This is a genomic window from Pseudomonas sp. NFACC39-1 (genome assembly GCF_900110355.1).
Lineage (GTDB): Bacteria > Pseudomonadota > Gammaproteobacteria > Pseudomonadales > Pseudomonadaceae > Aquipseudomonas > Aquipseudomonas tehranensis.
The window spans coordinates 258,366-279,180 of the sequence record NZ_FODL01000002.1 but is presented as its reverse complement, the minus strand read 5'-3'; the positions used below and the strand labels follow the sequence as shown (position 1 = coordinate 279,180).

General features: G+C 61.3%; 17 protein-coding genes. 11 read left to right on the top strand and 6 right to left on the bottom strand.

All coding sequences use genetic code 11. The features are described from left to right. Nucleotides 1–124: 124 nt before the first annotated feature. Complete coding sequence (locus BMY45_RS05595) at nucleotides 125–2,569, top strand: penicillin-binding protein 1A (RefSeq protein WP_177193310.1); 2,445 nt, start codon at nucleotides 125–127, stop codon at nucleotides 2,567–2,569. A 257-nt stretch (nucleotides 2,570–2,826) separates the two neighbouring features. Here the strand turns inward: BMY45_RS05595 and BMY45_RS05590 are convergent, their stop codons facing one another. The 3 genes from BMY45_RS05590 to rpmE form a co-directional block, all read right to left on the bottom strand. Further along, nucleotides 2,827–4,095 carry a malic enzyme-like NAD(P)-binding protein gene (locus BMY45_RS05590; protein WP_092395520.1) on the bottom strand — a complete coding sequence of 423 codons (1,269 nt, stop codon included), beginning with the start codon at nucleotides 4,093–4,095 and terminating at the stop codon, nucleotides 2,827–2,829. 181 nt (nucleotides 4,096–4,276) lie between these two features. After that, entirely contained in the window at nucleotides 4,277–5,062 is a 786-nt protein-coding gene (locus BMY45_RS05585) for a thermonuclease family protein (RefSeq protein WP_092395518.1), read from the bottom strand. Between the two features lie 41 nt (nucleotides 5,063–5,103). After that, on the bottom strand, nucleotides 5,104–5,325 hold the full coding sequence (rpmE, locus tag BMY45_RS05580; protein WP_092395516.1) for a 50S ribosomal protein L31: 222 nt from the start codon (nucleotides 5,323–5,325) through the stop codon (nucleotides 5,104–5,106). Nucleotides 5,326–5,614: 289 nt separating this feature from the next. On the opposite strand from rpmE, the gene BMY45_RS05575 reads away from it, so the two are divergent. The 10 genes from BMY45_RS05575 (at nucleotide 5,615) to BMY45_RS05530 (ending at nucleotide 18,804) form a co-directional block, all read left to right on the top strand. Further along, nucleotides 5,615–7,834 (top strand): primosomal protein N', encoded by a 2,220-nt coding sequence (locus BMY45_RS05575; RefSeq protein WP_092395514.1) that lies wholly within the window; start codon nucleotides 5,615–5,617, stop codon nucleotides 7,832–7,834. 209 nt (nucleotides 7,835–8,043) lie between these two features. Continuing rightward, a complete protein-coding gene (gene argS / locus BMY45_RS05570; protein ID WP_092395512.1) occupies nucleotides 8,044–9,780 on the top strand; it encodes an arginine--tRNA ligase in 1,737 nt (578 codons plus the stop codon). A 1-nt stretch (nucleotide 9,781) separates the two neighbouring features. Further along, nucleotides 9,782–10,477 (top strand): SPOR domain-containing protein, encoded by a 696-nt coding sequence (locus BMY45_RS05565; protein WP_092395510.1) that lies wholly within the window; start codon nucleotides 9,782–9,784, stop codon nucleotides 10,475–10,477. A gap of 286 nt (nucleotides 10,478–10,763) precedes the next feature. Beyond that, nucleotides 10,764–11,294: an ATP-dependent protease subunit HslV gene (hslV, locus tag BMY45_RS05560; RefSeq protein ID WP_003186641.1), complete on the top strand. Its 531-nt coding sequence runs from the start codon at nucleotides 10,764–10,766 to the stop codon at nucleotides 11,292–11,294. Nucleotides 11,295–11,331: 37 nt separating this feature from the next. Next, nucleotides 11,332–12,669, top strand: a complete 1,338-nt coding sequence (gene hslU / locus BMY45_RS05555; protein WP_092395508.1) for an ATP-dependent protease ATPase subunit HslU — start codon at nucleotides 11,332–11,334, stop codon at nucleotides 12,667–12,669. A gap of 228 nt (nucleotides 12,670–12,897) precedes the next feature. After that, nucleotides 12,898–13,275, top strand: coding sequence for a gamma-butyrobetaine hydroxylase family protein (locus tag BMY45_RS05550; RefSeq protein ID WP_092395506.1), 378 nt, complete (start codon nucleotides 12,898–12,900; stop codon nucleotides 13,273–13,275). A gap of 275 nt (nucleotides 13,276–13,550) precedes the next feature. Next, the gene (gene phaC / locus BMY45_RS05545) at nucleotides 13,551–15,230 is read left to right on the top strand and encodes a class II poly(R)-hydroxyalkanoic acid synthase (RefSeq protein WP_092395504.1); all 1,680 of its coding nucleotides are present in this window, start codon (nucleotides 13,551–13,553) and stop codon (nucleotides 15,228–15,230) included. A 243-nt stretch (nucleotides 15,231–15,473) separates the two neighbouring features. Further along, complete coding sequence (phaZ, locus tag BMY45_RS05540) at nucleotides 15,474–16,331, top strand: poly(3-hydroxyalkanoate) depolymerase (RefSeq protein ID WP_047225979.1); 858 nt, start codon at nucleotides 15,474–15,476, stop codon at nucleotides 16,329–16,331. 112 nt (nucleotides 16,332–16,443) lie between these two features. Then, nucleotides 16,444–18,126: a class II poly(R)-hydroxyalkanoic acid synthase gene (gene phaC, locus BMY45_RS05535; RefSeq protein ID WP_092395502.1), complete on the top strand. Its 1,683-nt coding sequence runs from the start codon at nucleotides 16,444–16,446 to the stop codon at nucleotides 18,124–18,126. 60 nt (nucleotides 18,127–18,186) lie between these two features. Then, entirely contained in the window at nucleotides 18,187–18,804 is a 618-nt protein-coding gene (locus BMY45_RS05530) for a TetR/AcrR family transcriptional regulator (RefSeq protein WP_092395500.1), read from the top strand. A 142-nt stretch (nucleotides 18,805–18,946) separates the two neighbouring features. Here the strand turns inward: BMY45_RS05530 and BMY45_RS05525 are convergent, their stop codons facing one another. From BMY45_RS05525 to BMY45_RS05515, 3 genes are all read right to left on the bottom strand, one after another. Beyond that, the gene (locus BMY45_RS05525) at nucleotides 18,947–19,819 is read right to left on the bottom strand and encodes a phasin family protein (RefSeq protein WP_092395498.1); all 873 of its coding nucleotides are present in this window, start codon (nucleotides 19,817–19,819) and stop codon (nucleotides 18,947–18,949) included. A gap of 10 nt (nucleotides 19,820–19,829) precedes the next feature. Continuing rightward, complete coding sequence (locus BMY45_RS05520; RefSeq protein ID WP_092395496.1) at nucleotides 19,830–20,252, bottom strand: phasin family protein; 423 nt, start codon at nucleotides 20,250–20,252, stop codon at nucleotides 19,830–19,832. 203 nt (nucleotides 20,253–20,455) lie between these two features. After that, nucleotides 20,456–20,731 (bottom strand): polyhydroxyalkanoic acid system family protein, encoded by a 276-nt coding sequence (locus BMY45_RS05515; protein ID WP_092395494.1) that lies wholly within the window; start codon nucleotides 20,729–20,731, stop codon nucleotides 20,456–20,458. Between the last annotated feature and the right edge of the window lie 84 nt (nucleotides 20,732–20,815).

Sequence of the window (20,815 nt, the reverse complement as noted above, 5' to 3'; positions counted from 1 at the left end):
GGTGGCGTTACCGACGAAAAAAAATGCTTATAATGCCCAGCGTTTTTTTCGCTTTGTTGCAAGCACGGGTCCTTCCCTGCACCTGGCGCCTTTTCATTCTTTGCCTGGATATCCAAAAGCCTTGATTCGTCTGCTGAAATTTTTCGGATGGTCCATCCTCGCCGTTTTCTGCGGACTGCTCCTGGGTCTGAGCGGTGCGTTTCTTTACCTTAGTCCGGGATTGCCGTCCGTGGAGGCGCTGAGAAGTATTCAGTTGCAGATTCCGCTGCGGGTGTACAGCAGCGACGACAAGTTGATCGCAGAGTTTGGCGAAATGCGCCGCACGCCGATCCGTTTCGCCGACATTCCCCCCAATTTCATCAATGCGTTACTAAGTGCTGAAGACGACAACTTCGCCAATCACTACGGCGTCGATCCGGGCAGCCTGATGCGGGCGGCGAGCCAACTGATCAAAAGCGGCCACATCCAGTCCGGTGGCAGCACCATCACCATGCAGGTAGCGAAAAACTTCTTCCTGACCAGTGAACGCAGCTTCTCGCGCAAGACCACCGAGATCCTCCTGGCCCTGCAAATCGAGCGACAGCTGACCAAGGACGAGATCCTCGAGCTGTACGTCAACAAGATCTACCTGGGCAACCGTGCCTACGGTATCGAGGCGGCAGCGCAGGTGTATTACGGCAAGTCGATTCGTGATGTGAGCCTGGCGCAAATGGCGATGATCGCCGGCCTGCCCAAGGCACCGTCACGCTTCAATCCACTGGCCAATCCGGCGCGCAGCAAGGAACGTCGCGACTGGATCCTGGGGCGCATGTACAAGCTGGGCAAGATCAGCGAGGCCGAATACACCGCTGCGGTCAACGAGCCTCTGAACGCCAGTTACCACGTGCCGACCCCCGAGGTGAACGCGCCGTACATTGCCGAAATGGCCCGTGCCGAGATGGTCGGGCGTTATGGCAGCGACGCCTACACCGAGGGTTTCCGCGTGGTCACCACGGTGCCGAGCAATCTGCAGGAGATGGCCAACACCGCGCTGCATGAGGGCCTGATCACCTACGATCAGCGCCACGGCTACCGCGGGCCTGAATCGCGCCTGCCAGGCAAGACCAAAGAAGCCTGGGCCGAGGAATTGACCAAGCAGCGCACCATCAGCAGCCTGGAACCGGCGATCGTCACCCAGGTGGACAAAGACGGCATCATGGTGCTGACTCGCAATGGCGAGCAGGAAGAACATGTGAGTTGGGAGACCATGAAATGGGCCCGCCCATTCCTCAACACCAACAGCATGGGCGCCAACCCCCGACAACCATCGGACGTCGCTCAAGTGGGTGACCTGATCCGGGTACAGCGCCAACCGGACAACACCCTCAAGTTCAGCCAGATCCCGGCCGCCCAAGGCGCCCTGGTGTCTCTTGACCCGCAGGACGGCGCCATCCGCTCCTTGGTGGGGGGCTTCGCCTTCGAGCAGAGCAATTACAATCGCGCGATGCAGGCCAAGCGCCAGCCGGGTTCAAGCTTCAAACCGTTCGTGTACAGCGCCGCCCTGGATAACGGCTACACCGCCGCCAGCCTGGTGAACGACGCACCGATCGTGTTTGTCGACGAATACCTGGACAAGGTCTGGCGCCCGAAGAACGACACCAACACCTTCCTGGGTCCGATCCGCATGCGCGAAGCGCTGTACAAGTCGCGTAACCTGGTATCGATCCGCTTGCTGCAGGCGCTGGGTGTGGACCGCACCATCGACTACATCAGCAAGTTCGGCTTCAACAAGCAGGACTTGCCGCGCAACCTGTCCCTGGCCCTGGGCACGGCAACCCTGACCCCGATGGAAATCGCCACGGGCTGGAGCACGTTCGCCAATGGCGGATACAAAGTCACCCCGTACCTCATCGACAAGATCGAAAGCCGCAACGGCGACACGTTGTTCCTCGCCAACCCGCCACGGGTGCCTTCAGGCGAGCAGGCCAGCGACGGCGTCGCCGCACCGGCCAGCGAGACGTTCACGGTAGAGGCGACACCGGGCGAAGCCACGACCGCGCCAGCCGTGCCGCAAGCGCCGGTCATTGCCGAGCGCATCATCGATGGCCGTACCACCTACATTCTCAACAGCATGCTGCAGGACGTGATCAAGCTCGGCACCGGCCGCCGCGCCCTGGCCCTGGGCCGTACCGACCTGGCCGGCAAGACCGGTACCACCAACGAATCCAAGGACGCCTGGTTCTCGGGCTACAACGGCGATTACGTCACCACCGTCTGGACCGGGTTCGACCAGCCTGAAAGCCTGGGCCGGCGCGAATACGGCGGCACCGTGGCGCTGCCGATCTGGATGAGTTTCATGGGCGCTGCCCTCAAGGACAAACCGCCACACACCCAACCGGAACCCGAAGGCATCCTCAGCCTGCGGATTGACCCGGTCAGCGGCCGCGCAGCCACCCCAGGCACTCCTGGAGCGTACTTCGAGCTGTTCAAGAGCGAAGACACCCCACCGTCAGTCAACGAGCTGGGCAACGGCGTAGCGCCAGGCAGCCCGCTACCGGCGGATGAGGCGGCGCCGATCGACTTGTTCTGACCGGGCATCGCGCAAAAAGCCCCGCCTTTGAAAGAAGCGCGGGGCTTTTTTTCAGGCCCTCAAATTACACACATCCCTGTGGGAGCCGAGCTTGCTCGCGATGGCGGTGGGTCAGCTTGCGTCCATGTTGAGTACCAGGCTGCAATCGCGCGCCAGCTCGGCTCCCACAGGGATTTGCGGTGATCACACAAAATCGGCAGGTACAAAAAGCCCCGACTCAAAGAGAGCCGGGGCTTTTTATTAAACGCTACAACGGCTTAACCGTTGAACACGTCATCCACGCTCTTGAGCGGGTAGTTCTTCGGATACGGCAGGGTAGCCACGCCGGTCTCGATCGCGGCCTTGGCCACGGCATCGGAGATCAGGGTGATCAGGCGGGCGTCCATTGGCTTGGGAATGATGTACTCACGACCAAATTCCAGCTTGATGCCACCGTAGGCATCGCACACTTCCTGAGGCACTGGCAGCTTGGCCAGTTCGCGCAGGGCGTTGGCGGCCGCGACTTTCATTTCTTCGTTGATGCGCTTGGCGCGAACGTCCAGGGCACCACGGAAAATGAACGGGAAGCCCAGTACGTTGTTGACCTGGTTCGGGTAGTCCGAACGGCCAGTGGCCATGATCACATCGTTGCGGGTGGCGTGGGCCAGCTCCGGGGAAATTTCCGGGTCCGGGTTCGAGCACGCGAACACGATCGGGTTCGGCGCCATGCGCAGCAGGTTTTCCGGGCTCAGCAGGTTCGGACCCGACAGGCCAACGAATACGTCGGCACCGTCCAGCGCGTCGGCCAGGGAGCGCTTGTCAGTGGCGTGGGCAAACACGGCCTTGTACTGGTTCAGGTCGTCACGGCCAGAATGGATCACGCCGGTACGGTCAACCATGAAGATGTTTTCGATCTTGGCGCCCATGCTCACCAGCAACTTCATGCAGGAGATGGCCGCAGCGCCGGCGCCCAGGCAGACGATCTTGGCTTGCGGCAGGGTTTTGCCAGCGATTTCCAGGGCATTGATCATGCCGGCCGCGGTCACGATCGCGGTACCGTGCTGGTCATCGTGGAACACTGGAATGTCGCACTGCTCGATCAGGGCACGTTCGATCTCAAAGCACTCAGGTGCCTTGATGTCTTCCAGGTTGATGCCACCGAAGGTAATGGAGATACGCTTGACGGTGTCGATAAAGGCTTGCGGGCTTTCGGAGTCGACTTCGATGTCGAACACGTCAATACCGGCGAAACGCTTGAACAAAACGCCCTTGCCTTCCATGACCGGCTTGGAGGCCAATGGGCCGAGGTTGCCCAGGCCGAGAATCGCGGTGCCGTCGGAAATGACTGCCACCAGGTTGCCCTTGCCGGTGTATTTGTAGGCCAGCTCAGGGTCGCGAGCGATTTCGCGTACTGGTTCGGCTACGCCGGGGCTGTAGGCCAGCGACAGATCGCGGGCAGTAGCGGTGGCCTTGGTGAGCTCGACACTCAGCTTCCCTGGACGAGGATTAGCGTGATATTCGAGAGCGGCAGTTTTCAGATCAGACATGTGGGCATTCCGCTTTTTACTGTGTTGGACAGACGGACCGCCGAGGATACGCGCCTCGTAAAGTCCCTACAAGACTGACCAGTCACCCCTGTCAAGCGCACCGCCCTACGACTTTGGGCCAAGAGCCGCAGAACACAAGGCCTACATGCATACAATCCGACCCTTAAATGTCTACAATTTTTTATCGAGACACGCGACTCAGCATCCCCGGATCGGTCAACGGCAATAACCAGCGCGCCTGCCCCGGCTCAAGCCCACCGCGACGCGAACGGTCGACCACCCAGCCACGCGCTTCGATCCGCTTGCCTTTAAGTCTCTCGAGCGACGCCATATCGAAGCGACTCACCAGATTGGGGGCAACGCGCAATACAACCGGCCCCTCCAACTGGAGCCAAATACCGCCGCGATTGCGCGAGACGTCGATCACGCGGCCAGTGAGCACGGCAAAGCCTGATGCCTTGATATTGTGCGCCTCAAGCACAGGCGAACGCTTCCACACCCCGACGCCCGCTTCCCGCGCCTGGCGTTCGGCAGCGCGCTGGCAGTGCGCCAGATCGACATTCGGCGCGACCACCACCTGAAATCCCAAGCCCTCGGCGAGCAACTGCGCTTCCAGATTCCGACCGTCGGCGCTGTAGAGATGGGCCAGCGTGCGACCGTAGCGATCCTTGCCTTCCTTGCCAGGCACCAACCCCACACGTCCCGCACTGGCGTCCACCAATGCCTCAAGGCGCCGGCGTGCAGCGACGGCGAACGGCTCATCGGAACGCCCCCGACGACCCAGTTCAGGACTGTTGAGACCGATCATGCGCACGCTACGGCCATCAGCCAGGCGCAAGGTATCGCCGTCCACCACCCGCTGGACCGTCACCTGGGCCAGATCAGATGGCGCCGGGCAGAAGGCCTGGGCGCCGCTCAGCCAAATCGCGGACACAAAAAAGGCGCCCGCAAGGGACGCCTTCTTCATCAGTCTGGAGCAGCCGAAACGACCATCCAAAATGATTAGCCTCAGGCTTTTTTGGTAGCGCCAAAAGCACCGAAACGATCGGCGAACTTCTGAACGCGGCCGCCGGTATCCAGAGTCTTTTGCTTACCGGTGTAGAACGGGTGGCATTCGTTGCAAACGTCGATCGACAGGGCTTTGCCGTAGGTCGAACGAGTTTCGAACTTATTGCCGCAGCTGCAGGTCACGGCAATTGCTGGGTATTCCGGATGGATATCGGTTTTCATGGTGTTTTCCTCAGGCTAGCGTGCCGCCACCCAACACTATTGTTGAATACCGCACGTAATTAGGCCGCGGATTCTACCAGACAACATCAATCACGCAAGCTATGACTTGTACCAACCGTCTGCTAGGCTCGCGCCCTCAAGCACAATCCCTGTGGGAGCGAGCCTGCTCGCGATGGCGGCGGGTCAGCCAATACTCATGCGGCTGATCCACCGCCATCGCGAGCAGGCTCGCTCCCACAAGGGCTGCGCTCAAGTTTCTGAACTTGTCCATTTATCGAGACCCTCCCGCGTGCCCGACGCCATCCTGCGCCTCGCCCTGCCTTCGCCTCTGCGCCGCCTGTTCGACTACCGGGCCCCGGCCGGGGTCCTGCGTGAGCAGTTGCATCCGGGCATGCGCCTGCGGGTGCCGTTCGGCCGACGGGAGATGATCGGGATTCTGGTGGAGGTCGCCGACCACAGCGAAGTCCCGGCCGACAAGCTGAAGCCGGCCCTGGCCTTGCTCGATGCGACGCCGCCGCTGCCGGCCTCGCTGTTCAAGCTGTGCCTGTGGACCTCCCAGTACTATCAACACAGCCTCGGCGACACCCTGAGCTGGGCGCTGCCGGTATTGTTGCGCCAGGGCGAACCGGCCGAGGCACGCCAGGAGCGGTTCTGGTCGGTAACGCCGGGCGCCTCGCTGGACGACCCGCGCATCGCCCGCGCCCCGCGTCAGCGTGAGGCCCTGGCGACCCTGGCCCAGCATCCCCACGGCGTGGCCCATCAGCTATTGAGCAAACTGATGCTCAGCAAGGACAGCCTCGACCTGCTGCTGGCCAAGGACCTGGTCCAGGTAGACATCCGCCGGCACGCTCCGGGTGTTCGCCATGAGCATTGGCTGGCCCAGCCGGAACTGCCGCTCAATACCGAACAGCGGGCCGCCTGCGAGGCGATTCGCGCCGGTTTCGACAGCTATCACGCCTTCTTGCTGGCCGGCGTCACCGGCAGCGGCAAGACCGAGGTCTATCTGCAACTGATCCGCCAGACCCTGGAAGCCGGCAAACAGGCCCTGGTGCTGATTCCGGAAATCAACCTTGGGCCACAGACCCTGGCGCGCTTCGAACAACGCTTCAACGCGCGAATCGCCCTGGTGCATTCGGCGGTCAACGACCGTGAACGCCTGGAAGCCTGGCTCGCCGCCCGGGACGGTGAGGCGGACATCATCATCGGCACTCGTTCGGCCCTGTTCACACCGATGAAAAACCCCGGCCTGATCATCATCGACGAAGAGCATGACGGCTCTTATAAACAGCAGGAAGGCCTGCGCTACCACGCCCGCGATCTGGCACTGGTGCGGGCGCGCCAGGAAAACATTCCCATTGTTCTGGGTTCAGCCACGCCGTCCCTGGAAAGCCTGCACAACGCCTATACCGGACGTTACGGACTCCTGCGCCTGAACGAACGGGCCGGCGGCGCCAAGCAGCCGCGCTTTCTGCGCCTGGATGTGAAAAGTCGTCCGCTGGACAGCGGCATTTCCGGGCCCATGCAACAAGCCATCGGCCAGACCCTGGCCGCCGGGCAACAGGTCTTGGTGTTCCTCAACCGCCGGGGTTTCGCCCCGACCCTGCTGTGCCATGACTGCGGCTGGATGTCGGGCTGCGAACGCTGCGACGCACGCATGACCGTGCACCAACGCCACGGCGAGCTGCGCTGCCATCATTGCGGCCATGCCGAACGAGTGCCGAGGCACTGCCCGCAGTGCGGCAAAGTGGACTTGCGCCCGGTGGGGGCCGGTACCGAACGCGCCGAAGAACGGCTGGGCATCCTGTTTCCCGATTACCCGGTACTGCGAGTCGATCGCGACAGCACTTCACGCAAGGACGCGATGAATCAGTTGTTCGCCACGATTCAGAAAGGCCAGCCGTGCATCCTGGTGGGTACGCAGATGCTCGCCAAGGGGCATCACTTTCCCCGGGTCACGCTGGTGTCGATCCTGGATGCCGACGGCGGACTGTTCTCCGGTGACTTCCGTGCCAGCGAGCGCATGGCGCAGTTGATCGTTCAGGTCGCAGGCCGGGCCGGAAGGGCCGAGGAACCGGGCAAGGTCATTATCCAGACCCACCTGGCCGACCATCCGCTGCTGATACAGCTGACCGAACAAGGTTACTTCGCCTTCGCCGAGCAGGCCTTGAGCGAACGTCGCAGCGCCGGCCTGCCGCCGTTTGCTCACCTGGCGCTGTTGCGGGCCGAAGCCCATAAGCCGGGGCAGGCCGAAGCATTCCTTGACGAAGCCTGCAGCGAAGCCGAGCGCTTGCTGGGGCAACAGAACCTCACCGGGATCGAACTCTTGGGCCCGGTGCCGGCTCCAATGGAACGGCGGGCAGGGCGTTATAGGGCTCAACTGCTGTTACAGGCCAATGCCCGGGCCCCGTTGCATCGGCTATTAAGTGCCTGGTTGCTGGCGCTGGAGCAGATGCCCAGCGGGCGGGCGGTGCGCTGGTCGCTGGATGTGGATCCGGTGGATTTGTATTGAATGTGAGATCGCCATCGCGAGCAGGCTCGCTCCCACATTGAATGCAATTTCCTGTGGGAGCGAGCCTGCTCGCGATGGCGCCCGAATACTCACCACATATCCCCAACCGACCCGCTACAGTTGGCAAGCTCGTCCGGGCCACGGATAATGCCCAGTTTTTCCACCAGCGCATCGAAGCGCCGCCGCGCCTGCGGTTGAAAGAGAAGACCATGAAAGACACCATTCGCCAGCTCATCCAGCAAGCCATCGCCCAACTCGTCACAGAAGGTGTGCTGCCAGAAGGCCTGTCGCCGGCGATTCAGGTCGAAAATACCCGTGACAAGACCCACGGCGACTTCGCCAGCAACATCGCAATGATGCTCGCCAAGCCGGCCGGCATGAAACCGCGGGACCTGGCCGAAAAAATCATCGCCGCGCTGCCGGCTGACGAAAACGTCAGCAAGGCTGACATTGCCGGCCCAGGTTTCATCAACTTCTTCCAGAACACCCAGGCCTTGGCCTCCCGTTTGGACGCGGCCCTGGCTGACGAACGTATCGGCGTGCGCAAGGCCGGCCCGTTGCAACGCACCGTGGTTGACCTGTCGGCCCCCAACCTCGCCAAGGAAATGCACGTCGGCCACCTGCGCTCGACCATCATTGGTGACGGCGTGGCACGGGTACTGGAGTTTCTCGGCGACACGGTAATCCGCCAGAACCACGTCGGCGACTGGGGCACCCAGTTCGGCATGCTGATGGCCTATTTGCAGGAAAACCCGGTCACCAGCGACGAACTGTCGGACCTGGAGAACTTCTACCGCGCCGCCAAGCAACGCTTCGACGAGTCGCCCGAATTCGCTGACCGCGCCCGCGGCCTGGTGGTCAAGCTGCAGGCCGGCGATGCCGAGTGCCTGACGCTGTGGACCAAGTTCAAAGACATCTCCCTGTCCCACTGCCAGAAAATCTACGAGTTGCTGAACGTCAAATTGACCATGGCTGACGTGATGGGCGAAAGCGCCTACAACGACGACCTGATCAACGTGGTCAACGACCTGAAGGCCAAGGGCATGCTGGTGGAAAGCAACGGCGCCCAGTGCGTGTTCCTCGAGCAGTTCAAGACCGCTGACGGCGAGCCGCTGCCGGTGATCATCGTCAAGGCTGACGGCGGCTACCTCTACGCCACCACCGACCTGGCGGCCGTGCGCTACCGCAACCGCGTGCTCAAGGCGGACCGGGTCCTGTATTTTGTCGACCAGCGCCAGGCCCTGCACTTCCAGCAAGTGTTCGAAGTGGCGCGCCTGGCCGGTTTCGTGACCCATCCGATGGAGATGGAGCACATGGGCTTCGGCACCATGAACGGCGCCGACGGCCGGCCGTTCAAGACCCGCGACGGCGGCACGGTCAAGCTCATCGACCTGCTGAGCGAAGCCCAGGACCGCGCCTACACCCTGGTCAAGGGCAAGAACCCGGACCTGGCCGAAGACGAACTGCGCCAGATCGCCAAGGTCGTGGGTATCGACGCGGTGAAATACGCCGACCTGTCCAAGCACCGCACCAGCGACTACAGCTTCAACTTCGACCTGATGCTCAATTTCGAGGGAAACACCGCGCCGTACCTGTTGTACGCCTACACCCGCGTGGCCGGGGTGTTCCGCAAACTCGGCAAGGGTTTCGATGAGGTGGACGGGCAGATCGTCCTTGAAGCCGCTCAAGAACACGAGCTGGCGGCGAAACTGGCGCAGTTCGGCGAAGTGTTGAACAACGTCGCTGACAAAGGCACCCCCCACACCCTGTGCGCGTACCTGTACGATGTGGCCGGTCTGTTCTCCAGCTTCTACGAGAACTGCCCGATCCTCAACGCACAAACGCCAGAGCAAATGCAGAGCCGCCTGCGCCTCGCCGCACTGACCGGGCGCACCCTCAAGCAAGGCCTGGAACTGCTGGGCCTGGAAACGCTGGAGCGCATGTAAGTTGGCCGCCAAGAAAAAACCTGCACCCAAACGCGGCGCCAGTCGTTACCAGCCCCCAGCCAAACAGCCGATTCCCGGCTGGTTGTGGATGGCTATCGGCCTGACCGTCGGCGCTTTCATTGTGTTTCTGATGAAACTGGAGCCGGGCCAGGGCGATGACGTCAAGCGCGTGCGCCAAGAGCAACAGAAAGCCACGCGCATCGCCGAGGCCAACAAGACCCCGCCGAGCCCGACGCAACCGGTCAAGCCCAAGTACGACTTCTACACCCTGCTGCCGGAATCGGAAGTCATCGTGCCGCCCGATGCCGTGCCGGAGAAAACCCTGCCGACGCCACAGGTCCCCACCACGCCGGTCACTCCGGCCGAAGCGGCGAAGATCGACACCGCTCGCGCTCAGGCAGCCCTGGCCGGCATCACGCCGCCGCCGGCACCGCCTGTACAGAAAGCCGCGCCGGTGACGAAGTTCTTCCTGCAGGCCGGCTCGTTCCGCAAGGAAGCCGACGCCGACAAGGTACGGGCGCAGATCATTCTGCTGGGCCAGTCCGTGGCGGTGGAGTCCGGCACGGTGAAGGAAGAAACCTGGTATCGGGTGCTGGTCGGCCCGTTCAGCAACCGCGAAGAACTGACCAAGGCCCAAAAACAACTGGCCGGCAGCGGTTTCAGCAACCTGTTGTTACAACAGCGCCAGAATCGCTGATCTCGTCAAGAACACCTGTGGCTGTGGGGCTTTTGTGGCGAGGGCGCTTGCTCCCGCTGGGCCTGTAGGAGCTGTCGAGCGAAGCGAGGCTGCGATCTTTTGATCTTTCCCCAGACAATTGAGTCTCAAGCGAAAGATCAAAAGATCGCAGCCTCGCTCCGCTCGACAGCTCCTACGCGCCTCGCACCACTCGTCCCCTCTCCCACCCCGCAGTTGAAAAAAACCACGCCACCCCCATATGAGTTCCATCCGGGCATTTTCGCCCCGCTGCGTGGAGACTCTTCCCTTGACCACCATCGTTTCAGTCCGCCGTCATGGCAAAGTCGTCATGGGCGGCGACGGCCAGGTTTCACTGGGCAACACCGTGATGAAAGGCAACGCGAAGAAAGTCCGCCGCCTGTACCACGGCCAAGTCATTGCCGGCTTCGCCGGGGCCACTGCCGATGCGTTCACCCTGTTCGAGCGTTTCGAAGGCCAGCTTGAGAAACATCAGGGCCACCTGGTGCGTGCCGCCGTGGAACTGGCCAAGGAATGGCGCACCGACCGTTCCCTGAGTCGCCTCGAAGCCATGCTCGCGGTCGCCAACAAGGACGCCTCGCTGATCATCACCGGTAACGGTGATGTCGTTGAGCCCGAGGACGGCCTGATCGCCATGGGTTCCGGCGGCGCCTACGCCCAGGCCGCGGCCAGCGCTCTGTTGAAAAAGACCGATCTGTCGGCCCGCGAAATCGTCGAGACCGCCCTGGGCATCGCCGGCGACATCTGTGTCTTCACCAACCACACCCAAACCATTGAGGAGCAGGATCTCGCGGAATAAGCCACAGCTTATTCTTGCTTGAGGACCGCCAATAATTATGTCCATGACTCCCCGCGAAATCGTCCACGAACTCAACCGTCATATCATCGGCCAGGACGATGCCAAGCGCGCCGTCGCCATCGCCCTGCGTAACCGCTGGCGTCGGATGCAGCTGCCTGAAGAGCTGCGCGTCGAAGTGACCCCCAAGAACATCCTGATGATCGGCCCGACGGGTGTCGGTAAAACCGAGATCGCCCGGCGCCTGGCCAAACTGGCCAACGCGCCGTTCATCAAGGTCGAAGCCACCAAGTTCACCGAAGTCGGTTATGTCGGTCGCGACGTCGAGTCGATCATCCGTGACCTGGCCGATGCCGCCATCAAGCTGCTGCGCGAACAGGAAATCACCAAGGTCCGCCACCGTGCCGAAGATGCCGCCGAAGAGCGCATCCTCGACGCACTGCTGCCGCCGGCGCGCATGGGCTTCAACGCTGAGTCTGCTGCGACCCAGGATTCCAACACCCGCCAGCTGTTCCGCAAGCGCCTGCGCGAAGGCCAGCTGGACGACAAGGAAATCGAGATCGAAGTGGCCGAAATGGCCGGCGTCGACATCTCCGCACCGCCCGGCATGGAAGAAATGACCAACCAGTTGCAAAGCTTGTTCGCCAATATGGGCAAGGGCAAAAAGAAAAACCGCAAGCTCAAGGTCAAGGAAGCGCTGAAGCTGGTTCGCGATGAAGAAGCCAGCCGCCTGGTCAACGAAGAAGAGTTGAAGGCCAAGGCCCTGGAGGCCGTCGAGCAGCACGGCATTGTGTTCATCGACGAAATCGACAAGGTCGCCAAGCGCGGCAATGTCGGCGGCGCCGATGTGTCCCGCGAAGGCGTGCAACGCGACCTGCTGCCGCTGATCGAAGGCTGCACGGTCAACACCAAGCTGGGCATGGTCAAGACCGACCACATCCTGTTCATCGCCTCCGGTGCGTTCCACCTGAGCAAACCCAGCGACCTGGTGCCCGAGCTGCAGGGTCGCCTGCCGATCCGTGTCGAGCTCAAGGCTCTGACGCCGGAAGACTTCGAACGCATCCTGAGCGAACCCCACGCGTCCCTGACCGAACAGTATTGCGCCCTGCTCAAGACCGAAGGGCTGAACATCGAGTTCGCCCCAGAGGGCATCAAGCGCCTGGCGCAGATCGCCTGGCAGGTCAACGAGAAGACCGAGAACATCGGTGCCCGTCGCCTGCACACGCTGCTCGAACGCCTGCTCGAAGAGGTGTCGTTCAGCGCCGGCGACCTGGCCAGCGCCCACAACGAAGCACCGATCCTCATCGATGCCGAGTACGTCAACAGCCACCTGGGTGAACTGGCAGAGAACGAAGACCTGTCGCGGTATATCCTGTAAGCCACACGCTATGTGAGTGGGCTCCTGTGGCGAGGGAGCTTGCTCCCGCTGGGCTCTGTAGGAGCTGGCGAAGCCTGCGATCTTTTAATCTTGGCCTTTTGCTCTCGACTCAATTGGCAGCGGAAAGATCGCAGCCTCGCTTCGCTCGACAGCTCCTACAGAATCCAGCGGAAGCAAGCTCCCTCGCCACATATCGTTCACGCAAGGCTGCAAGAGACTGACAACCCCATGACCAAACTCCCCAGCGCCATCAACCTGCACAAAGCCTCCAAGACCCTGACGCTCAAATACGCGCCGGACGAGGAATATCACCTGCCCGCCGAATTCCTGCGGGTGCACTCGCCGTCCGCCGAGGTCCAGGGCCACGGCAAACCGATCCTGCAACATGGAAAGCTCGGCGTCGGCCTGACCAAGGTCGAACCGGCCGGCCAGTACGCACTGAAATTGACCTTCGACGATGGCCACGACAGCGGACTGTTCACTTGGGACTATCTGTACCAACTGGCGGTACGCCAGGAGGACCTGTGGAACGATTATCTTGCCGAACTCAAGGCGGCCGGAAAAACCCGCGACCCGAACGAGTCGGTCGTCAAGCTGATGCTCTAACTCAAGGGCTGGCGCTTTAGGGCGAATTTTCTAGACTCATCTGCTTGAATGCCCCCGCGGCAACGTCAATGACTGGCCTGCTTGCGAAAAAAATTAAACTCGGGTAACCAATGGAGCTGGCAAGTTCCCTGCAAAGGAATCGCCGAGTTCCTTGCACACGTTTCCTCATTGCCTCGATGCGGAATCAACGGTAACCCGAGCAGCGTACCTGGCATTGGCCGTGGGCTTTCTGGCATGGCCCAGGTACTCGTCTGAAGGACAATGGAGCGTCGTAGATGAGCAACAAGAACAACGATGACCTGAAGTACCAGGCCTCGGAAAATACCCTGGGGTTGAATCCTGTCGTCGGCTTGCGCAGAAAAGATCTGCTGGCCTCTGCCCGAATGGTGCTGACCCAGGCCATCAAACAACCGCTGCACAGCGTCAAGCACGTCGCCCATTTCGGCGTCGAACTCAAGAACGTCCTGTTCGGCAGATCCGAGCTGCAACCTGCGGGCGATGACCGCCGCTTCAATGACCCGGCCTGGAGCCAGAACCCGCTCTACAAACGCTATCTGCAAACCTACCTGGCGTGGCGCAAGGAGCTGCACGCCTGGATCGACGACAGCAGCCTCTCGCCCCAGGACATCAGTCGCGGTCATTTCGTGATCAACCTGATGACCGAAGCCATGGCCCCGACCAATTCGGCAGCCAACCCGGCGGCGGTCAAACGCTTTTTCGAAACCGGCGGCAAGAGCCTGCTGGATGGCCTTTCCCATCTGGCCAAGGACCTGGTGAACAACGGCGGGATGCCGAGCCAGGTCGACATGGGCGCCTTCGAAGTCGGCAAGAGCCTGGGCGTGACGGAAGGCGCTGTGGTGTTTCGCAACGACGTGCTGGAGTTGATCCAGTACCGACCCATCACCGAACAGGTTCACGAGCGCCCACTGCTGGTGGTGCCGCCGCAGATCAACAAGTTCTACGTCTTCGACCTGAGCCCGGACAAGAGCCTGGCGCGCTTCTGCCTGCGCAGCAATGTGCAGACGTTCATTGTCAGCTGGCGCAACCCCACCAAGGAGCAGCGCGAGTGGGGCCTGTCGACCTACATTGAGGCGCTCAAGGAAGCGGTGGACGTGGTCACGGCCATCACCGGCAGCAAGGATGTGAACATGCTCGGTGCCTGCTCGGGCGGCATCACCTGCACCGCGCTGCTGGGGCACTACGCCGCCCTGGGTGAGAAAAAGGTCAATGCCCTGACCCTGCTGGTGAGCGTGCTCGACACCACCCTGGACACCGACGTAGCGCTGTTCGTCGACGAGCAGACCCTGGAGGCTGCCAAACGTCACTCCTACCAGGCCGGCGTGCTTGAAGGTCGCGACATGGCCAAGGTCTTCGCCTGGATGCGCCCCAACGACCTGATCTGGAACTACTGGGTCAACAACTATCTGCTGGGCAACGAGCCGCCAGTGTTCGACATCCTGTTCTGGAACAACGACACCACCCGGCTACCGGCGGCGTTCCACGGCGACCTCATCGAGATGTTCAAGAACAACCCGCTGATCCGGCCCAATGCACTGGAAGTGTGCGGAACACCGATCGACCTCAAGCAGGTCACCGCCGACATCTTCTCCCTGGCCGGAACCAACGATCACATTACCCCCTGGAAGTCCTGCTACAAATCCGCGCAGCTGTTTGGCGGCAAGGTGGAGTTCGTGTTGTCGAGCAGCGGTCACATCCAAAGTATCCTCAACCCGCCGGGTAACCCCAAGTCGCGCTACATGACCAGCGAGGACATGCCGGCCAAGGCCGAGGACTGGCAGGAAAACTCCACCAAGCACACCGATTCCTGGTGGCTGCATTGGCAGGCGTGGCAGGCAGAGCGCTCGGGCAAACTGAAAAAGGCCCCGACCGTCCTTGGCAACAAGGCCTATCCGGCCGGTGAGGCGGCGCCCGGCACGTATGTGCATGAGCGGTAAGGGGGGCAGTTCGTCTGCTGCGGGGGTGGGCTTGCTCACGAAAGCACTCTGGCAGCCGACATTAATATTGGATGTAAGGCCGTCTTCGCGAGCAAGCCCGCTCCCACATGGGGTTCAGTTGTGAACGTGAGTTTCAGGTTCGCAATCGATCCAATGTGGAAGCGGGCTTGCTCGCGAAGGCCGCGACTCGGTCTGACAGACCGAACCCAGGTAAACCGAGACATGAACCCCAGGGCTTGAAGCATGCCGCAACCGTACATCTTCCGTACCGTCGATCTGGATGGCCAGACCTTGCGCACCGCGGTACGCCCCGGCAAGCCTCATTTGACGCCGCTGCTGATTTTCAACGGCATCGGCGCCAACCTTGAGCTGGTATTCCCGTTCATCCAGGCCCTGGACCCGGACCTGGAAGTCATCGCCTTTGACGTTCCCGGCGTCGGTGGCTCGTCGACGCCCAGCCGGCCTTATCGCTTTCCCGGTCTGGCAAAACTCACCGCGCGGATGCTCGATTACCTCGATTACGGGCAGGTCAACGTGATCGGCGTGTCCTGGGGCGGCGCCCTGGCCCAGCAATTTGCCCATGACTACCCTGAGCGCTGCAAAAAGCTGGTGCTGGCGGCCACCGCCGCTGGCGCGGTGATGGTGCCGGGCAAACCGAAAGTGCTGTGGATGATGGCAAGCCCCCGACGCTACGTGCAGCCGTCCCACGTGATGCGTATCGCCCCGCTGATCTACGGCGGCTCGTTCCGCCGCGACCCCAGCCTGGCGGCCAGTCATGCGGCCAAGGTGCGTTCGGCTGGCAAGCTGGGTTATTACTGGCAACTGTTCGCCGGCCTGGGCTGGACCAGCATCCACTGGCTGCACAAGATCCACCAGCCGACCCTGGTGCTGGCCGGCGACGACGATCCACTGATCCCGTTGATCAACATGCGCATGCTGGCCTGGCGCATCCCCAACGCCCAGTTGCACATCATCGACGACGGCCATCTGTTCCTGATCACCCGGGCCGAGGCGGTGGCGCCGATCATCATGAAGTTTCTGGAGGAAGAACGTCAGCGCGCGGTCATGCACCCGCATCCCGCGCCGCTGGGTGGCGGCTGACACCGCCCAAAAGCGCCTGGCAGGACGCCGGATCGCGCAACTACCCGAAACAGCGACTATGTTGTCTGGTTCGGTGTGTTTGTTTTTAGCCTGATGACGAAGGAGTTGACTCATGCGCGACAAACCGGCGAAGGGTTCCATGCCCGCCCCTGCCAACTTCATCAACGCACAAAGTGCGGTCACCGGCCTGCGGGGCAGGGACCTGCTTTCCACCCTGCGCAGCGTAGCCGCACACGGCTTGCGCAATCCGGTGCACAGCGCCCGGCATGCGTTGAAACTGGGCAGCCAGTTGGGCCGCGTGTTGCTAGGGGAAACCCTGCACCCCACCAACCCCAACGACAAGCGCTTCGCCGATCCCACCTGGGAGCTCAATCCGTTCTATCGTCGTAGCCTGCAGGCCTACCTGAGCTGGCAGAAACAGATGAGGAGCTGGATTGACGAATGCGACATGAGTCCGGATGACCGTGCCAGGGCACACTTCGCTTTCGCCCTGCTCAACGACGCCGTATCGCCTTCCAATACCTTGCTCAACCCACTGGCGGTCAAAGAGCTGTTCAACTCCGGCGGTACCAGCCTGCTTCGGGGCATCAGCCACCTGGTGGACGACCTGCTGCACAACGACGGGTTGCCGCGGCAAGTCACACCCCATGCCTTCGAGGTCGGCAAGACCCTGGCGACCACACCGGGTGCAGTGGTGTTTCGCAACGAAATGCTGGAGCTGATCCAGTACAAATCCATGAGCGAAAAGCAATATGCCAAGCCGTTGCTGATCGTGCCGCCGCAGATCAACAAGTTCTACATCTTCGACCTGAGCCCCTCCAACAGCTTCGTCCAGTACGCCCTGAAAAACGGTTTGCAGGTGTTCATCATCAGTTGGCGCAACCCCGACGTGCGTCACCGCGAATGGGGCCTGTCCAGCTATGTCGAGGCGACGGAAGAAGCCATGAACGTCTGCCGGGCGATCACCGGCGCCCGTGAGGTCAACCTGATGGGGGCCTGCGCCGGCGGCATGACCATCGCGGCCCTGCAAGGCCATCTGCAGGCCAAGCGCCAACTGCGCCGGGTCGCCAGCGCCACGTACCTGGTGAGCCTGATGGACAGCCAGATAGACAGCCCCGCCACGCTGTTCACGGACGAACAGACTCTGGAAGCCGCCAAGCGCCGTTCCTACCAGAAAGGCATCCTCGATGGTCGCGACATGGCCCGGGTGTTTGCCTGGATGCGCCCCAACGACCTGATCTGGACTTATTTCATCAATAACTACCTGCTGGGCAAGGAGCCGCCGGCGTTCGACATCCTCTACTGGAACAACGACTGCACCCGACTGCCGGCAGCTTTCCACGGCGACCTGCTGGACTTTTTCAAGCACAACCCCCTGACCCACCCCGGCGGCCTGGAAGTCTGCGGTACGCCGATCGACCTGCGCAAAGTGACGGTCGACAGCTTCAGCGTGGCGGGCATCAATGACCACATCACGCCATGGGATGCGGTCTATCGCTCAACGCTGTTGCTCGGGGGTGAACGACGCTTCGTGCTGTCCAACAGCGGCCACGTCCAGAGCATTCTCAACCCGCCGGGCAACCCTAAGGCCAATTACGTTGAAAACCCGAAACTGAGCAGCGACCCACGAGCCTGGTATTACGACGCCAAGCACGTCGAGGGCAGTTGGTGGGCCCCGTGGCTGAGTTGGGTCCAGGAACGCTCCGGCGCTCAACGCGAAACACAGATGACCCTGGGCAACGCAAACTACCCGCCCCTGGACGCGGCGCCGGGAACCTATGTGCGCGTGCGCTGAACGTTCACTCCACGGCCAGGCACTGGGCCGTGGCACGATTTCCATCACTAAGAAGACCGGATGAAGACCCGCGACCGCATTCTTGAATGCGCCCTGCAGTTGTTCAATGAGAAGGGCGAACCGAACGTTTCCACCATGGAAATCGCCAACGAAATAGGCATCAGCCCAGGCAATCTCTATTACCACTTTCATGGCAAGGAGCCCCTGATCCTCGGATTGTTCGAGCGCTTCCAGGGCGAACTGGCACCGCTGCTGGACCCACCGGCAGATGTACAACTGGCGCCGGAAGATTATTGGCTGTTCCTGCACCTGATCGTCGAACGGCTGGCTCAATACCGGTTTCTGTTTCAGGACCTGTCGAACCTGGCCGGACGCCTGCCAAAACTGGCCAAGGGCATCCGCCAGTTGCTCAACGCCCTGAAACGCACCCTGGCCTCGCTGCTCGCGCAACTCAAAGCCCAGGGGATGCTGGTCAGCGACACCCAGGCATTGGGGCAACTGGTGGAACAGATCACCATGACCTTACTGTTCTCGCTGGACTATCAGCGCATCCTCGACCGCGAGGGTGAAGTTCGATTGGTGGTCTATCAGGTCATGATGCTGGTGGCCCCGCACCTGCCGCTGGCGGCAAAGGTTGCGACCGAGCAACTGGCGTTGCGCTACCTGGAAGAGCATTAAGATCAAAAGATCGCAGCCTTCGGCAGCTCCTACAGGTGCTAGACGATCCCCTGTAGGAGCTGCCGAAGGCTGCGATCTTTTCTGCTTCCAAACAAAAACGCCCGACCTTCTCAGGCCGGGCGTTTTTGCATGTCCTCCAAAATCAGGACTGGGTGGTAGGCGTCGATGGAGCCGGCGCAGCGGTCGGGGTAGCCGCCGGGGTCGGAGCCGAAGCGGAGTTCGCTGGGCTCGTCGGGGTGGCCGGTTTGGCGGCAGCAGTCGGTGCCTTCGGTGCGGCAGCTTTTGCCGCGGCCGGTTTTTTCACCGCTGGCTTTTTCGCCGCGGCAGGTTTGGCCGCCGCTTTTGCCGCAGGCTTGGCAGCAGGTTTGGCGGCCGCGGTTTTGGCAGCCGGCTTGGCGGCTGCTTTGGTCGCGGGTTTGGCTGCTACCGGCTTGGCCGCTGCCTTGGCGGCAGGTTTGGCTGCCGCGGTTTTCGCCGCCGGCTTGGCCGCTGCTTTTGCCGCAGGTTTAGCGACGGCTTTCGCCGCGGCCTTGACCAATGGCTTGGCTGCCGTCTTGGTGGCAGGTTTGGCTGCCGCAGTCTTGGCCGCCACTGGCGCGACCTTAGCACCGGTGAGTTTTTCGATCTGCTTGGTCAGGGTGTCGACCTTGCTGTGCAGCGCCTTGACTTCATTGCGGCTCGGCACGCCCAGACGAGAGATCGCGCTGTTCAGGCGCTTGTCGAAAGCCCCTTCCAGTTCGTCCCATTTGCCCATCGCCCGATCTTTTACGCCGCCGATTCGCGACTTGGCGGACTCGGCAGAGCCCTTGGCAGCATCGACTTGTTTGCCGACCGCCGTCTTGGTGAGTTTTTCGGCCTTCTCGCCGTCCTTAACCAGGGACTCGAAGAGTTTGCTGCCGTCAGTGTCAATCTTCGAGTACACGCCTAAACCAGCAAGCCAGATTTTGCGGGAGTATTTTTCAATCTTCCCGGCCCACGAGCTGCCTTCTTTTTCGGTGATTTTTTTGCCAGCCATCCCGTTCTCCTTAATGTTTACGCGCGACACGTTCAAGCAATGCCGTCAGCTCATCGAGCTTAGCAGAGAGTGTCTCAACGTCATGTTTAGACGGAATGCCGATACGATTCAAGGCACTTGCAACACGGGCGTCGAATACCTTCTCGACTTTATCGAGTTGTACTTCAACCCGCGCCTTGAAAGTATTGACGTCGGTCTTGGCTTCAATCAGTTCGCTGTTGGCCGCTTCAAGTTTCCCGGCAATGTTCTTTTTGCCTTTGGTTTCAATAACTTCACCGGCTTTTACCAACTCCTGGAAGTACTCGCTGCCTTCCTGGCCGACCTTGGTGTAGGCGCCCAGGCCCGCCAGCCAGATCTTGCGCGCGTACGTTTTCACCTCGCTGAGCGTGGAAGATTCAACGTCGGTTTTTTTCTTCAAAATAACTTTGGCCATGGTGCACCTCACTCGATAACAGGTTTGAGGAACTGCCCGTACACGGTCGGGCTCAGGCACAAAGTAGTGACAATAATTAGAAACGGCACCCTAACAACTGACATGAATCGGCGGTGCCTTGGGGAAAGATCGCAGCCTGCGGCAGCTCCTACATTGGAATGAGTACATCTGTAGGCGCTGCCGCAGGCTGCGATCTTTTAAATTCAGGCCAACGCCTTATCCAGCGCCTTTTCGATTTCCGTCTTGATCGTGCCGCTCATGGCCGACATCAACAGGCCCAGTTCGACATCGACGCGGATCGAGTCCTCGCCCACATGCACCTCGCCTTTGACCCCGGAGCGCTTGAGCTTCAGCGTGTCGCCCGACCACTGCGGCTCCAGGCCATAGCTGTCGGACAGTTTCTGCGCCAACTGGTCGGCTTTCGCGCGGGCCGCTTCCTTGCCCAGGCCATGGGCACGCTCAACTGTTATACGGGCCATCTGATGACTCCTGTTTTATCGGGACTTGCCTGCACGTTTCTGACCCTGGCTGCGTCAAAACGTCCCGGCGGTCGCTCATCTTAC